We start from the raw sequence: 16267 nt of genomic DNA, 5'->3' as shown, positions 1-16267 counted from the left end.
GCCGACTTGAAGCACCTGGCGTAAGGGGTTGGGGGTTAGGTTTGAGAGAAAATTGTACACGGCGTATTATTACTTAATATAAGGTAGAAGGCACTCAATGCAAGGATTTTAGATTGTTTAATAAGCTTTTTAACGTTTTGTAACTGGATAGTTATTTGCGCCAAGCTGCACTGCTTATTACCTAACCCAGCATTTTTATCACACTTATAAGACTGTACAAATCATTCTTGGGAATGAAACTTGGATGATTATAACTATGTTATGAAGCTAAAAGACAACGCAGTGAAGAACATATCGCAAGGTTTAGGCTCATGATATTCATGCCTCATAATTTTCTGTTTGTATGGCTGGTTCAACTGCTGTCCATTGGGGTAGTTGGCGGGGGGATATACATTCTTTATGAGTGGTATGAACGAGAACTTGTAGGAACTTCCTACTTAGTAGCTGGGCTAGTAATGATTTTGTGGTCTTTTGCTGGTCGTTTTATCAGTTTGCCACTGCTGCGCCGTCCTGGAGCGGATGAACCTAAGTTTATGCGTAGCAAAACTGTGCAGCGTTTGCCACGACCGGATGGGAGCGTGTTGCAAGTAGAGTTTTTTGGGCCTGAGGATGGTCAACCGATTATTTTGTCACACGGTTGGGGGCCGAACAGTACTATATGGTATTATGCCAAACGACAACTGAGCGATCGCTTCCGAGTAATTGTCTGGGATTTACCAGGGTTAGGAAAATCCTCCAAACCGAAAAACAATGATCACTCTATAGAAAAATATGCCCGTGACTTAGAAGCTGTTGTTGCTATAGCAGGGGATAAACCTGTTATCTTAGTAGGACACAGCATGGGTGGAATGATTAACCTAACATTCTGTCGCCTGTTTCCAGAGCAATTAGGCAGTCGGGTAGCTGGCTTAATTCTTCTAGATACTACTTACACTAATCCGGTAAAAACTTGTATCTTTAGCGGTCTGGTACGTAAATTGCAGAAACCGCTACTCGAACCTGTCTTGTACCTAACTATTGTGTTGTGGCCAATTTTTTGGTTGATGACTTGGCTCTCGTATTTGAATGGTTCATTGTACATCACCGTCGAATTATCGGGATTTACGGGTACTGAAACACGCGGTCAATTAAGTTTTGCCGGTCTATTATCAGCATTGGGTTCCCCTGGTGTTTTAGCTCGTGGCACACTGGGAATGTTGAAGTTTGATGAAACAGAGACACTTGCAACTATTAAAGTACCTGTGTTGGTTGTTTGCGGCAATTTAGATATAGCAACTAAACCTGTTGCCAGCGATCGCATGAAAGCAGAATTGCCTTACTCTGAAAGAGTCACTCTAAAACCAGGTGGGCACATGGCATTGATGGAACAAAACCAACAGTTTGCCGAAGCAGTCAGCACGTTTTGCGCTGGCTGCTCATAGCTAGCTGCCTGAATCTAGCCCTTTCAACGTGGTGAAATTTTTAGACAATAATTCCTCTTTTTTCTGTGTTCTCTGCGGCTAATAAGGTTAGATAAATTACTTTCCAACCGCAGAGGCACAGAGAAGCCAGTGCGTTGGGCGGGTTCCCCGACTTGAAGCAACTGGCGTAGAGCAGAGAGAAGAAAAAAGATTTTATATCATGTCCGCTTGATTGCTTATTAAACCCGAAGAACCCCACCCCGCCAAAGCTGTGCTTTGTCTCCCCTCCCCGCCTGCGGGGAGGGGTTGGGGGTGGGGTTCTTTTATTATGGGTAATTTGGCGGACATGATATTACGAGTCACCTTGAAAGGGTTACAGCTTGTCCCACCTAAGAGCATCCATCAAAAAATATTGCTCCAGCTTTGACGTTTCCGTGTTTCGCGCAGTCTGTAGCAACTTCCGCCTTAACAGTAAGAACTTCCGCTTTGACGTTTCCGTGTTTCGCGCAGTCTGTAGCAACTTCCGCTTTAACAGTAACAACTTCCGCTTTAACGTTTCCGTGTTTCGCGCAGTCTGTAGCAACTTCCGCTTTGACGTTTCCGTGTTTCGCGCAGCCTGTAGCAACTTCCGCTTTGACGTTTCCGTGTTTCGCGCAGTCTGTAGCAACTTCCGCCTTCAGGTTTCGGTATTTCGCACAGTCTGTAGTAACTTCCCCCTTAAGAGTAAGAACTTCCACTTTTTCTGTAGCAACTTCTGCTTTAACCCAAGTTTTGCGCTTTAATCCAATACAGTTGAGTTAACCATTTTTTTCTTCTCTCTGTGTTCTCTGCGCCTCTGTGGTTCGTTAAAAAAAATTGACCTAAAGGATTTTAGCCTTAACACCAAGCGTATTGCACTTTAATCCCCATTCTTCACTACCTTTTGATTAGTTCCAAAGTAGAGGTCGCTCAATTCTTCCAAAGAAACATCGGTCTGCGATTCGGGATTACGGAAGTAGGGATGGATGGGAAGGAGTTCAGCGCGATCGCGGGGTTCCGGTGAAGACAGAACCGAATCAAGCAAAGTCAGGTAATTTTCAGCAGTAGATTCCCAAGTGTAGGTCTTCAGCACCCGTTGCTGACCAGCTTGGGCAAAAGACTTCCACTCCTCAGCATCGCATAACAACCGCTCCAAGCCCCGCGCAATATCAGCAGGATCTTCTGGATCAACGAGTACGCCATATTCCTTATTTCCCTGCCGGAAGCTCTCACTAGGGCCACCGTTTTTGGTTGCTACCACTGGCAAACCTGCGACTGCCGCTTCTAAGGGAGCAAGCCCAAAGGGTTCGTAAAGTGCAGTCAGCGCGAACACCGAGCGGCGTTTAACCAGAAATCGATAGGCTGCTGCCAGTGACTCTTGAGACTGATCTGACAAGCCAAATGCACTGATTTTGCCCCACAAGTCGTTTTCTTTGACCACCTCTCGAATGGGGGCTAATACCTCTTCAGTCATGCTGTCACTAGTCTCCTCTCGTAAAGGATCGTCCAGCCCCCCTGTAAGTAGCATCAAGTTAGCTCGTTCCTGAAGTGTTGGACTGATTGCGAAGGCTTGCACCAGCCCTAATAAGTTTTTTTTCAAATCTAATCGACTGGATGCTAAGATGACGGGCAAATCTCGACGGGCTTCTGTAATGTCTCGTGCTAATCGCTCCTGAATGAACTGGTAGATAGCCTCCTCGTTTTCGTAACGCGCCTTTGCACCGAAAATTGAGAAATCTGCTCCCGGTGGAACCACCGCAAAGCGGTTGTCGTTGTTTACATCCACTGCACCACCATAGACTTGATGAGAATACTGTTCAAAGCGTTCCTGTCGTGTACTGGTGATATTAATGACCGAGCGATTCATGCTCAGGCGTTCGGCTAAGATGCGATATCTGAAATAGAATTGCTCGTCTATTTCTGTGAGGTTTTCTGGGGTAAGTTCCAGTTTGTCCATCTTTTGAGCGCCGAGAGAATGAGCAGTAAAGGTAAAAGGTGTGCCTGTCTCCTCTTCAATCAGAACGGCACATAGTCCCCCATCGGCGTAGTGGGCAGTCATTGCATCAGGTAACTTACCTTCTTGTTGATAAAATTTCAGGATGTTGGGTACCCAATCACTAACCAGATGAGACCACAAAGACTCTTTAGGGAGAAATTCTTTTGGCCCGGCTGGTAAACGAATAATGCGGACGTTATCGATCCCTGGATATGTCTCAAATGCTTGGGCAAACTCTGGCCACTCCGGGTCAATAATTTGACGGGTGAGAATATCAACTTTATGACCCATTTGAGCGATCGCTATGGCGGCTTGCTTAACGTAAATCAGCTGACCCCCAAAATCTGGGTGTTTCGTTATATGACTATTGTTTGAATCAAAATTGCCTTGAGGGTTAAGAAATCCAATGTGCATCGCCCACTTCCTAATACAGGTTAATTTCTACTAGAGATTTTTGCCTGAAGACGGCAGTAGAACAGTTTAGTGAGCTTGTTAAAAACTCCCAAGACTGAAAAACGCAGGCAGCAAGGCTATACATAAACGCCATCAAAAAGTAAGCTTTTCCACATGACGTGAAAAGTCAGTTTAGCTTAAACCCAGCCAATTCGCGCATTTTCCTAATGCTTAAGTTAATCGCTAGTGCGGCTCGCGCACATATACCGGATGGCATAAATAGCATGGTGATTCTTAACTCAAGCGTTTCTCCTTAAAATTCCATTTCTTCTCGCTGAATTCCGGTAATTTCAGTCTTATTCACACCTTTTGCTGTCCAACACATTGTGTCAATGTACTTAGCAAGTTGTTCAACAGTTGGTGTTTCAAACAGATTGCGTACAGGCAAATCTATTTGGAAGGTATCCCGGATGCGGGAAGTTAGCTGAGTCGCTAGTAGAGAATGACCGCCCAATTCAAAGAAATTGTCGTGGATGCCTACTTGCTCTTTTCCCAAGACTTTAGCCCAAATTTGGGCAAGTAACTCTTCAACTTGCGATCGCGGTGCCACGTAATCTTGATAATTGAAAGTAATTGTATCAGGTGTGGGTAAAGCACGGCGATCGACTTTGCCATTAGGTGTTAGAGGTAGAGATTCCAGTACTACATAGGCTCTTGGTATCATGTATTCTGGTAACTTTTCTTTGAGAAATTGACGCAGTAAGGACGCAAAGCTTTGCACCTCTTGCATCGGTATCTGTTTCTGCTTGGGAACAATATAAGCCGCCAAGTACTTATCATCAGGTACGTCCTCAGCAGCAATGACAACAGTTTCTCTCACTGCTGGATGTTGGCTCAATACCGCTTCAATCTCCGACAACTCAATGCGGAAGCCGCGAATTTTTACTTGATTGTCAATGCGACCTAAAAATTCAATATTGCCATCTGGTAAATAGCGAGCTAAATCACCCGTTTTATAAAGACGTGTTTTTTGTTTATTACTAAAAGGATGAGGAATAAAGTGTTTAGCAGTTAATTCAGTGCGGTTGAGATATTCTCGCGCCAATCCCTCCCCACCCATATATAATTCGCCAATAACGCCAATAGGCACTGGTTGTAAATAAGTATCTAATATATAAATTTGCGTGTTTCTAATTGGGCGACCAATAGGAAATGTGGCTGATGGTGACTCATCTATGCAGTAATAAGAGGAAAATGTCGTATTTTCTGTAGGGCCATAAACATGAATTAAGTGCTTTGGCGCACCATGTTTGATAATCTTCTTAATCCATCTCGGATCAACAGTCTCGCCCCCAAACAATAAATATTTCAAGGTCGCAAAAGCTTGCGGAACATCTCTAGCAATCTGTTGAAACAAAGCAGTAGTCAAAAAGAGAACGTTGATAGCTTTTTCTCGTAGTTCTAAGGCAAATTCGTGAGGCGAAAGGGTTACATCTTTACTAATTCCCAGAAGTTGAGCGCCGTTAAGTAGCGCTCCCCAAATCTCGAATGTCGCTGCATCAAAGGAAGTATTTGAGACTTGAGCGATTTTATCAGACCCAGAGAATCTTATATAGTTAGTATTGCACACTAAGCGATTGACAGCTTTATGAGGTACAGCAACTCCCTTGGGTTTTCCTGTAGAACCAGAGGTGTAAATAACATAGGCTAAATTATCACTATTTAAATCACTTTTGGGATTGTCTTCCTTTTCTTGGTTAATAATTTCCCAGTCTTTATCTATAGAAATAATTGAATTTGAGAAACCTTCAAAATGCTTGAGCAAGTTTTCTTGTGTCAGCAATACTGAAACTTTTGCATCTTCAAGCATAAAATTGAGGCGTTCTTGAGGATAGCTGGGGTCTAATGGAACATACGCCGCCCCTGCTTTCAGAATGCCCAACAACCCGATGATCATTTCTATAGATTGTGAAATACAAATGCCGACTAAAACTTCTGAACCAACTCCGATTTTTTGTAAGTGTCGTGCTAGTTTATTACTGCGAGTATTCAACTCTTGATAAGTGAGTTGCTCGTTAGCAAAGTTTACTGCTATAGAATCAGGATACTGCTGTACCTTTTCTTCAAACAATTGATGGATAGACTTATCTTGAGGATAATCTGCTTGAGTGTTATTCCATTCCACCAATACCTGATGTAGCTCTACTTCACTTAATAACGGTAAATTTGCAATTTGGTGTTCTGGATTTGCAACAATAGCTGATAACAAAGTTTTAAAATGTTCCACCATTCGGCTAATAGTGGCTTTATCAAACAAATCTGTGTTGTAAACAATTACGCCTCGGAGACCTTCAGAATACTCCCAGTTTCCACCCAATAAGCTCCTAAAATCCTCAGAACACTTCCACAGATGCAGTTCCAAATCAAAACGCGTTTTTTTCAAGTCAATATTCATAAAGCTAGGTACTAATTCAGGCAGTTCTAGGGCTGACATTGGCGCATTCTGAAAACCAAACACCACTTGAAATAAGGGATGATGGCTCAAGTTTCGCTCTGGATGCAATTCTTCAACTAACTTTTCAAACGGCAAATCTTGGTGGCTGTATGCTCCTAAAGTTACCTCCCGGACTCTGCCTAGTAGTTCCCGAAAAGAGGGGTTTCCAGATAAGTTGCTACGTAGCACTAAACTATTGACAAAAAAACCAATTATGCCTTCAACTTCACTACGGTTCCGGTTAGCAATTGGCGAACCGAGTGCGATATCTTCTTGATGTGTGTAGCGGTAAAGTAACGTTTGAAATGCTGCCAGCAATGTCATAAATAACGTGACACCTTCTTGCTGTGACAGCTTTTCTAGTGCATCAATTAGCTCTTTTGGTAACTCTAGAAATTGTGTTGCTCCTTCATAGCTTTGTATAGCTGGTCTTGGTTTGTCAGTAGGCAAATGCAGTATAGAAATACCGTTTAATTGCTCCCGCCAGTAACCTAACTGGGTTTGGAGTACTTCTCCTTGCAGCCACTCACGCTGCCAGTGAGCAAAATCGGCGTACTGAAGAGGCAGTTCTAATAGAGGGGAGGGCTGGTTTTGTGCAAAAGCTGCGTACAGCGTTCCCAGTTCCCGAATCAGTACCCCCATAGACCAATCATCACAGATAATGTGGTGCATATTCAGTAATAGAATATGTTCAGTCTCAGAAAGGACAAGGAGTATTACTCGCAGCAATGGCCCAGAGGATAAATCGAAGGAATGTTCTATCTCTGCGGTAATAATGCACTTTGCTTTCACCTCTTGTTCATCAGCTGGTAATTGCTGGAGGTCTAATACAGAAAGAGGTATTGTTAAGCTGGGTGCTATCGCCTGTAGAGGTTGCCCATCCAACACAATAAAAGTAGTGCGTAAGGTTTCGTGGCGACGCACAATTTCGTTAAAAGTCTGTTCTAGTGCGGCTAACTTCAGCGAACCTGTCAAGCGAATTACTGTCAGCACATTGTAGATAGCATTGCCGGGGATCAACTGGTCGAGAAACCATAATCGCTGTTGAGCAAAAGATGCTGGAAAGACGAAGACCTCTTCACAAGACATATAGTAACCCTAAATCATTCGTGAAAATCTCTCTTTATTCTCTCTGCGTTCTCTGCGCCTCTGCGGTTCGTTATAAAAAATTATTGGCGTTGCATAATTGAAGTATGAATTAGAGCGATGCCTTCGGCGGGCGTAGCCATCGTCATGCAATGTCCAAGGTGTGCATCAACTCATATCCGCAAGAACGGAAAAAAGGGTAGTAAACAAAATTACATCTGTGTTAACTGTCGTCGTCAATTTATCGATTCTTATGAAAAACAAGGTTATTCAGAAGAAATAAAACGTGAATGCTTAGAAATGTATGTAAATGGGTCAGGCTTTAGAGCAATAGAAAGAGTAAAAAAAGTAGATCACACAACAATAATAACTTGGGTAAAAAAGATTGGTAATGATTTACCAAAATGTGCTGATTATGATGAAATACCTGAAATAACACAAATAGATGAGCTAGAGACTTTTGTTGGTAAAAAAAAACAAAATTTGGCTTTGGACAGCAGTAAATAAGCATACTCCAGGAATTATAGCTTGGGTTTTAGGAGATAGAAGTGCAGAAACTTTTAAAATTTTATGGCAAGTAATAAGTTGTTGGCATTCTTATTTTTACGTAACTGACGGCTACCCTGTTTATCCCTGTTTTATCAATAATGAAGACCAGCTCGTTAGCAAAACGTATATGACAAGAGTAGTTCGCGCAGCGTCTCCCCTTGGGAGAAGGAGAAAACAGCCGTTTAAGACATTACCTTGCTCGCTTACATCGTAAGACTTTTTGTTATTCAAAATCAGAGGAAATGCTTAGGCATTCAATTGGATTAGTAATATATTATCTTAAGTACGGTTCGGTGGCGTTGCGGGCGCTATGCGCCCGCAAGCTTGAGGCGATCGCACAATTCATACTTTGATTCAGCAACGCCAAATTATTTTATCCCTACGGCAGGCTACGCCAACACAAATCAGATAGGATTGCTATATGGGATTTCCAACAAATAAATTATCCAATCTCGTGGGGTGGGCATCTTGCCCGCCCATTGCCAAAGGCGGGCAAGATGCCCACCCCACAAGAAGTAGTTGAGTATTTTTTTTTTTGTAAGTCCCTATTGATCCATCCTTATTTTAAAGTTTGCGCTTTCTCAATACAGACTCTTAGCTGTGCAGCGAGAACTTCAATATGGGGTTTTCTCAACATAGTTAGATGATTACCAGGAATATGATGAATTTCCGTTCCTTCCACAATTAGCTGATCCCAACCCATACTCGGATCTTCCTTGACAATACTTGATTGAACCTTAGTTCTGAAAAGATTAATTCCTTTAGGGTAGGCTTGCGGAACGTAATTGAGAACTGCTTGACTATTGGCATAGAAAACCCGAAGCATTGGACGAATTGCTAACTCGCTTAAAAATCTTAACTTGGATTCTTCAGGTATAAGCTTGACTGTCGCATCCTCTTTTAGGATGATGTGAGAGAACAAATTTCGAGAAGTTAAACTGTTAATTCGTTTCTTGGCGATCGCGATAATTAGATAAAAATAATCGAAGAAAAATGGCCATATATATCGCGCCACTGTAGTCAGCATAAACTTGAAACCATTACCCAAAGAAGGTACATTTCCCGGAATTGGTGCTAAAGTGTCAAGCACAGCAAGTAGAGCCACTTCTTCCCCAGACTTTTGGAGTTGTTGAGCCATTTCAAAAGCAACCCAACCTCCAAAAGACCAACCTCCTAAAAAATAAGGGCCTTTGGGCTGCACTGTACGCAATGCTTCAATATAATGAGCAGCCATATCCTCAATGCGAGTTAATGGAGAAGTTTTTCCGTCAAGTCCAATAGGTTGTAGCCCATAAAATGGTTGATTTTTTCCCAATTGATCAGCTAATTCATAATAAGGAAAGACAACACCAAAAATTGGATGAACGCAGAAGAAAGCGGGATTTGAACCAGCAGATTGAATCGGAACTAAGGGCGACCACGCCAGAGAATCTGTTTCTGAGGATAGAGAAGTTGCTAAACTTTCAATTGTGGGATTTAAAAATAAGGTAGATAGTGGTAATTCCCGCTCAAACTGCTTGTGTATCTGCTTCAATAGGCGTACAGTTAACAGCGAATCTCCTCCCAAGTCGAAGAAGTTATCGTAAATACCCACGCGCTCAACATTAAGGACTTCAGCCCAAATTTTTGCCAAGGTTGACTCAGTTGGAGTACGAGGAGCGATAAATGCTTTATCTATGAAGCGGCTAGCCGGACTGTCAAGTTCTGTTAGCGCCAAACGATCCACTTTCCCACTAGTTGTTAGTGGCAGAGAATCCAGCACTACAAAAGCTTTTGGCACCATGTATTCTGGTAATTTTTCTTTTAAGAATATACGTAGTACAGACGGGAAATTTTGCGTCTGTATATTGGGAACAATATAAGCCACCAAGTACTTATCGCCAGATACGTTTTCTTTAACAATTACTACTGCTTTTTGCACACTTTTATGCTGACTCAGCACTGTTTCAATTTCTGACAACTCAATGCGGAATCCCCGAATTTTTACTTGATTATCGATGCGACCTAAAAATTCAATATTCCCGTCGGTTCGATACCGAGCTAAATCACCCGTCTTATAAAGTCGCGCTCCCTTTTTATCACTAAAAAGATTGGGAATAAACTTTTCAGTAGTTAATTCTGGACGATTAATATAGCCTTGTGCCAATCCCTCACCACCTATGTACAATTCACCAGAAACTCCAATTGGTAAAGGTTGTAAATGCTTATCTAATATATAAATTTGAGTGTTAGCAATAGGGCGACCAATAGGCGGTTTTTCACTTATATGACCAATCTCTGCAACAGTTGACCAAACGGTTGCTTCAGTAGGCCCGTAAGCATTAAAAAATTGACCCTGAGAGTTCCACCAACGTTTGACAATATCATCAGTGCAAGATTCGCCTGCACAAATAATAGTTTGCAATACCGCAAGTGATTCTGTAGGTAAGACTGCTAATACTGCTGGCGGAAGGGTGACGTGAGTAATAGCTTTTTCGCGCAATAATTGGAGCAAAGGTTGTCCGGGTAGAAGCGATTCTTTGTTTGCTAAATAAAGAGTTGCTCCTATTTGCAGTGCCATGACAATCTCAAAAATTGAGGCATCGAAACTTAATGATGCGAATTGCAGAATGCGGTTACTCGGTTGCAAGTTGAAAACCTCAATCTGAGCTTTTGCTAAGTTAGACAATCCTCGATGCTGGAGCAAAACGCCTTTAGGTTTTCCTGTTGAGCCAGAGGTGTAGATAACATAAGCTAGGTTATCAAATGTTACGCAACTAGTTGGATTTTCTTGGCTGTGTTGTGTAATAGTTGCCCAATCTTTATCTATGCAAATAATTGGATTTGAGAAGTCCTCAAAATGCTTGAGCAACTTTTCTTGTGTGAGCAACACCGAAACTTTCGCATCTTCTAGCATGAAGTTAAGACGCTCTTGAGGTAGGCTCGGATCTAAAGCCAGGTATGCTCCACCTGCTTTAAAGATGCCTAATACTGCGATGATCATCTCTAACGTTCGCTCTATACAAATGCCAACTAAAGATTCGGTTTCTACACCTATTTTTTGAAGATAATGTGCGAGTTGGTTGCTGCGTATATTTAACTCTTTGTAGCTGAGTTGTTCATCGCCAAAAACTACTGCGTTCGCGGAGCGTGCGTTTAGTGCGATCGCATCGGGAGTTTCCTTTACCTGCGCTTCAAATAACTGATGAAAACACTTGTTCTCTGGGTAGTCTCTTTTAGTGTCATTCCAATCAATTAATAACTCTTGTCGTTCTTTTTTAGTAAGCAAAGACAACTCTGAAATCCGCTGTTCTGGATTGGCGACAATACTTTCTAGCAGCGTTTGGAAATGTCCCAGCATCCGGGTAATTGTCGTATCATCAAATAAGTCGGTGCTATACACCATTTGTCCTTTCAAACTTTCCAAGTCTTGCCACAGATGGAACTCTAAATCAAGCTTTGCGGTTTTGCTGTCGAACTCAAATAGCGAAAGCCTTAACCCAGGTAACTCTAGGGCTTTGATGGGAGTGTTTTGCAGGCTAAATACAACCTGAAAAAAAGGATGATAGCTCAAATCTCGCTCTGGATGCAGTTCCTCCACCAGCTTTTCAAAGGGCAAGTCCTGATGAGCATAGGCTCCTAAAGTTACCTCTCGTACTCGATTTAATAATTCTCGAAACGTCGGGTTTCCTGATAGATTGGTACGTAGCACTAAACTATTGACAAAAAAACCAATTAATCCTTCTAGTTCGCTACGATTGCGATTAGCAATGGGTGAACCTACTGTAATATCTTCTTGCTGCGTATAACGATAGAGCAAAGTCTGAAACGCTGCCAGCAGAGTCATGAACAAGGTAACGCCTTCTTGATAGCTAAGTGCCTCTAGCGCTTGAGTTAAGGAGTGTGGTAGTTTTAGAAATTGTTTTGCACCCCTGTAGCTAGGAACTGTTGGTCTGAGTCGGTCGTTGGGGAGATTCAGTACCGAAATCCCGTCTAATTGCTTTTGCCAATAAGCTAATTGGGTTTGTAGGGGCGAACAACCGTTTGCTCCCACTCCTTGCAGCCACTCCCGTTGCCATTGGGCGAAATCTGCATATTGAATGGGTAATTCTGGCAGGGACGTAGATACGGAGTCGTGAGACAGCGCTGCGGGAGGGTTTCCCTCCACAGGCGACTGCGAACCCGAAGGGCTTGTCGTCAGACATTGCTTATCCTCTGCAAAGGCTTTGTATAATATTCCTAATTCTCTAATTAGCACTCCAATTGACCAGCCATCGGCAACAATGTGATGTAGATTTAGCAGCAGCACATATTCTGCTTCATCTAGTTGCAGCAGCTTCACTCGCAGCAATGGCCCGGTGGTGAGATTGAAAGGACGTTGAGCCTCTGCGGTTGCGATTTGCAGCACTTTTGTCTCACGTTCTTGGCTCCCGAAATTCCGTAGATTTACTAGGGGAAGAGGTATGGTTAAGCTGGGTCTAATCGCTTGCACCGGTTGCTGTACCATAACAAACGTAGTGCGTAAGGTTTCGTGGCGACTTACAATTTCGTTGAATGTCTGCTTTAAGGCGGTGAAGTTGAGGGAACCTGTCAGGCGAAGTGCTGTTGACACGTTGTAAAATGGATTGCCCGGTGCTAACTGGTCGAGAAACCACAATCGCTGCTGGGCGAAAGAAGTGGGAAAAACGAAAACCTCTGCTTCTTCAGAAAAATTAAGTTCTTCATCATCTGTGAGACTACTGAGAATATACTGGCTCATAAGTGAATGGCAAACAGTTGTGGTGGAATTTGTAGAAGCTTTTTCTCAGACGATGTTGTTGTCAAGGCTCACCGAATTTTAGATTTTAAATTTTGGAAAATGGAATTGTTGGGCGTTGCCTAAGAAGAGAAGATTCTTGCGTTCCATTATTTAAAAAGGTCTGAGAGCAAGCTTTCTTTAAACGCGAGAATAATTCTTTAATCCGTCTTGGAAAGTTTGCTCAAGTCAAGCCACTCCGTTGCGGGGGTTCCAAGAGTTGTAGGAAGTGGCGCGGCAGAGCCGCAAGAGCAACTTTGGGCAAAATCTAAAATTAAATCACAGAGCTAATGACTTGATTGCTCTTTTCAATCTAAAATCTAAAATCCAAAATCCAAAATTGTCTGACAGAGGAGTTTAGCTCTAAAGAACTAATGGTTGTCAGACTAGGAAATCGCTGATCAGTGATGTCTGTTTCAGAAGCAGTGACTTTGAAGATTTTGGCGACTAAAGTCACAGTTAATTTGTTCTTCGATAACCGTTTTGGCAACGAATTCTAGTGCTGCTTGGTTTGACCATGCATATATATGTGCCTTCTCTTCACCATGATTTTTAATCAAATCTGCATAAATTAAATAGAAGTTTTAACATAGAAAATAAAACTATCTTACGAATAAGTTTGCTTGAGAAATTAGAAGATGTATATCAGTCTTAAGGTATAGAGCAACCTAAAAAAATCTAGTTGTAATTTTTCGGATGAACTTATTTGTCATTGGTAGGGGTTTGATATTATGTCCGCTTGATTACTTATTAAACCTGAAGAACCCCAAAGAGCCTGCTCTTAGGGCAATACAGTTCAGTTAAGCATTTCTTTATTCTCTCAGTGCCCTCTGCGTCTCTGTGGTAGCCTGCGGCAAGCCGCTTTGCGTCTACGTAAAAAAAATTGATTTTGGCAAAGAGTTTTAGCCTTAACTGAACCGTATTGGCTCTTAGGGGATTAAGGGGAGCCATGAGTAAATTTATGATTCTGGTTATCCGAAGAGAAAGTTTTCTCCTGGTTTGAGTCGGCTTTTAAATACTTATAACATTTTAGACAAAGCACGCTTCAAAAATTAGCTGCTTGCAAAACTTTTCGGTCTACTTACTGTGACGTTGAAAAAAGTTCCAAATTGTTTCACTGGCGTTCAGCCCCAGTTTAGCATTGAATTTATTTAGGCTCTCGTCAGTTGAAGAACCGCCAGGCCAGAAATGTCCCCCGTTTACTACCGCTAGCTGCCAGACTTCTGAGTTGCCACTACAACCGTTGTAGAGAGAGGTTTTCACTTGATCTTCAGAAAACTGCGGAGATTTATTCGATGAGGTACATTGATCGTGCGATCGCCAAAAATCTACCATATCTGAGATAGAAACCAGCGCTCCTCGTCGAGTATGATCATCACCTTCATAAAGTACATCGCGATCGTTTGTACCGTTGATCATTAACATCGAGATAGGAGTTTCAAGCTGGCAATTAGGTTTGAGTCTAACTGGGAGCGAACCAGCTACTGATGCAAAACCAGCAATTTTATTAGGTAACTTACAAGCCAGTGCTTGGGTAAGTATTCCACCTCTAGAAAAACCGGTGGCATAAACTTTATGACTATCAATATTGATTTGCTGCTGAAGATGATCAATCAAAGCACTGACAAACAAAACATCATCTACCCTTCCTTGACCATTACCTCTAAGGCTCCATTTTTTGTCAATTCCATCTGGATAAACAACAATAAATCCTTTTTGATCTGCTAATTCATTGAAGCGAGTTACATTACTTATAGACCGACCACTACCATCATCGCCATGAAACACTAAAACTAACGGCATCGGGCGGTCTCGATTGTAAGATTTTGGAGTATAAAAATAATAAGTACGTAACTTTCCTTGGTCATGTAGCTCTCCATAATTATCACCACTGACGATTTTTTCTTTAGCTATATTTCTTTCTTCCGCTTGGATGGAATCGCAGGCTGTTACTAAAGTAATTGTAAGTAGAAATATAATAATTTTTTTAAAAAATCGAAAATTTGGATATATATTCATGTTACTTAGATTGAATCGATCAAGATACTTTCATTCACTTTGTAAGTCTTATTTGCCAAATCTTTAGGATTATAGGAAGTTTTGCCTGTTACACGGCTTAGTTCGTTTGCTCTATTGTTCTGAGTTTAAAATACTAAGTAAGAAGGCACAGTAGACTAAAGTCATAATTTCAGTATGACTTTAGTCATATTTTCGACTTTGGACAAAAAAGAGTGTTCGCGCGTAATCTTTCACTCAGTGCTGGGTAAGGAAAAACTCGTTAGTACTGATGTACTGTAGTTTGAGCAAAGCCCCTGAGCCGAGGCACTTTTAACTCAGCACTCTCATCGTAAATTAAAGGGTTTAAATAAGAGTCTCTTCGCTATAGCGTGCCGTAGGCAAAATGTCTTTAATGCAAGAATTTTGAATTGTTAATTTCTGCGCTTGTGGTGTGGGGATTGGCTATGGTTGAATGGCGGTAGCAGGCAGTGGAGCGATCGCTGGGTCTAGCAATTTTTGGGTAAGTGGCGCTTTTTTACAGCTATTCTGGCTTGACCCCTAACCTGAGTGGCAGATACTGGTTGTAGCGCCTCATGGCTTCCATGCGAAGCGCACCTCCTATAGCCAGTTCCAATCCTGCTTCTGGTTGCACTTCAACGATAGGGGCGATCGCATTGTTCAGCCAGCCTCCACTATGTACCTCATCGACTTCTATATGGTCGAAAAAATATTCGCATTTTACCCGCGCATCGGGATACAGGCGCTCCAAACCAGCAACAACTGCACGATTGCGATTTGGGTGGAAAAATTCCGGCATCGCTAAACTTCCATGTTTGGTTTCGTGATTGCGTATGTAATATCTCAAGTTTTTGCAGCTGACACAATTGTGCAGAATTTAACCGTAGAGGCACAGAGAACACAGAGAGAAGAGGTTAAAGAAGAATTTATAGACTAAAAATTTTCACCCACCTTGAAAGGGCTAATTGCGATCGCTGTACACCTTCACTTGAGCATATACAGGCGGATACAATTTGGTACAGTGCCTCAAGCGATCGCAATTAGTCATGAAAAAGAACAGTCTACTGTTGATATGATTGCTTGAAAACCTTATTAATAAAGCATTTTAGGCGATTGTGTTGACCTACTCACACTATACATATCTTTAGGCTTCGGGATTCAATATTTAGATGCGTTTGCCCTGGAATCAGTCCTGACCTAAATTCAAAGCAAAATAGTTTAGCGATTATTCCTTGAGCATAATTTCTCACGTAAGTAACTTGCTGTTAGCACATAAAATAGTTCTGATTCTTGAGAAAAAAAATATTTTACTGCGAGAATATACCGAATGTGGTATACAAAATAGACTATTTACCTGAAATCCTCTGCCTTAACTTATCCTTAAGGAAGAAGTTAAAAGGCTGGATAAATCAAAAGCTTTAGTTTTAGTCTTGATCCCTAATAATTTTTAGCCAAAATCTATAGGTGAACACTCTAACGATTATTTAAATATATAACAAGATTATAAAAACAATCTGAAGTTTATTTTTTACTTGGGATCG

The 16267-nt window shown here is 41.8% G+C and carries 9 protein-coding genes and 1 pseudogene; 3 read left to right on the top strand and 7 right to left on the bottom strand.

The window, feature by feature from the left end; all coding sequences use genetic code 11:
• Positions 1-320: 320 nt before the first annotated feature.
• Complete coding sequence (locus HWQ23_RS24385) at positions 321-1421, top strand: alpha/beta fold hydrolase (protein ID WP_292833981.1); 1101 nt, start codon at positions 321-323, stop codon at positions 1419-1421.
• Positions 1422-1789: 368 nt separating this feature from the next.
• On the opposite strand, the gene HWQ23_RS24380 is transcribed toward HWQ23_RS24385, so the two are convergent.
• The 3 genes from HWQ23_RS24380 to HWQ23_RS24370 form a co-directional block, all read right to left on the bottom strand.
• Positions 1790-2137 carry a hypothetical protein gene (locus HWQ23_RS24380; protein WP_292833979.1) on the bottom strand — a complete coding sequence of 116 codons (348 nt, stop codon included), beginning with the start codon at positions 2135-2137 and terminating at the stop codon, positions 1790-1792.
• Positions 2138-2298: 161 nt separating this feature from the next.
• On the bottom strand, positions 2299-3828 hold the full coding sequence (locus HWQ23_RS24375; protein WP_292833976.1) for a glycosyltransferase: 1530 nt from the start codon (positions 3826-3828) through the stop codon (positions 2299-2301).
• Between the two features lie 292 nt (positions 3829-4120).
• Positions 4121-7390, bottom strand: coding sequence for a non-ribosomal peptide synthetase (locus HWQ23_RS24370; protein ID WP_292833973.1), 3270 nt, complete (start codon positions 7388-7390; stop codon positions 4121-4123).
• Positions 7391-7534: 144 nt separating this feature from the next.
• On the opposite strand from HWQ23_RS24370, the pseudogene HWQ23_RS24365 reads away from it, so the two are divergent.
• Positions 7535-8289 (top strand): annotated as a pseudogene (locus HWQ23_RS24365) (IS1 family transposase).
• Between the two features lie 206 nt (positions 8290-8495).
• On the opposite strand, the gene HWQ23_RS24360 reads toward HWQ23_RS24365, so the two are convergent.
• The 4 genes from HWQ23_RS24360 to HWQ23_RS24345 all read right to left on the bottom strand — a co-directional run bounded on the left by HWQ23_RS24360 (position 8496) and on the right by HWQ23_RS24345 (position 15573).
• Complete coding sequence (locus HWQ23_RS24360) at positions 8496-12674, bottom strand: non-ribosomal peptide synthetase (protein ID WP_292833970.1); 4179 nt, start codon at positions 12672-12674, stop codon at positions 8496-8498.
• A 452-nt stretch (positions 12675-13126) separates the two neighbouring features.
• On the bottom strand, positions 13127-13270 hold the full coding sequence (locus HWQ23_RS24355; RefSeq protein ID WP_292833967.1) for a hypothetical protein: 144 nt from the start codon (positions 13268-13270) through the stop codon (positions 13127-13129).
• A gap of 517 nt (positions 13271-13787) precedes the next feature.
• The gene (locus tag HWQ23_RS24350; RefSeq protein WP_292833964.1) at positions 13788-14729 is read right to left on the bottom strand and encodes an extracellular catalytic domain type 1 short-chain-length polyhydroxyalkanoate depolymerase; all 942 of its coding nucleotides are present in this window, start codon (positions 14727-14729) and stop codon (positions 13788-13790) included.
• 520 nt (positions 14730-15249) lie between these two features.
• Positions 15250-15573, bottom strand: a complete 324-nt coding sequence (locus HWQ23_RS24345; RefSeq protein ID WP_292833961.1) for an iron-containing redox enzyme family protein — start codon at positions 15571-15573, stop codon at positions 15250-15252.
• 105 nt (positions 15574-15678) lie between these two features.
• Between HWQ23_RS24345 and HWQ23_RS24340 the strand changes: the two genes are divergently transcribed.
• Positions 15679-15810 carry a hypothetical protein gene (locus HWQ23_RS24340; RefSeq protein ID WP_292833958.1) on the top strand — a complete coding sequence of 44 codons (132 nt, stop codon included), beginning with the start codon at positions 15679-15681 and terminating at the stop codon, positions 15808-15810.
• Positions 15811-16267 lie beyond the last annotated feature (457 nt).

This window comes from Nostoc sp. JL33 (genome assembly GCF_017114985.1).
Taxonomy (GTDB): Bacteria; Cyanobacteriota; Cyanobacteriia; order Cyanobacteriales; family Nostocaceae; genus Nostoc.
The sequence above is the reverse complement of the archived record's forward strand: the minus strand, read 5'-3'. Positions and strand labels throughout refer to the sequence as shown.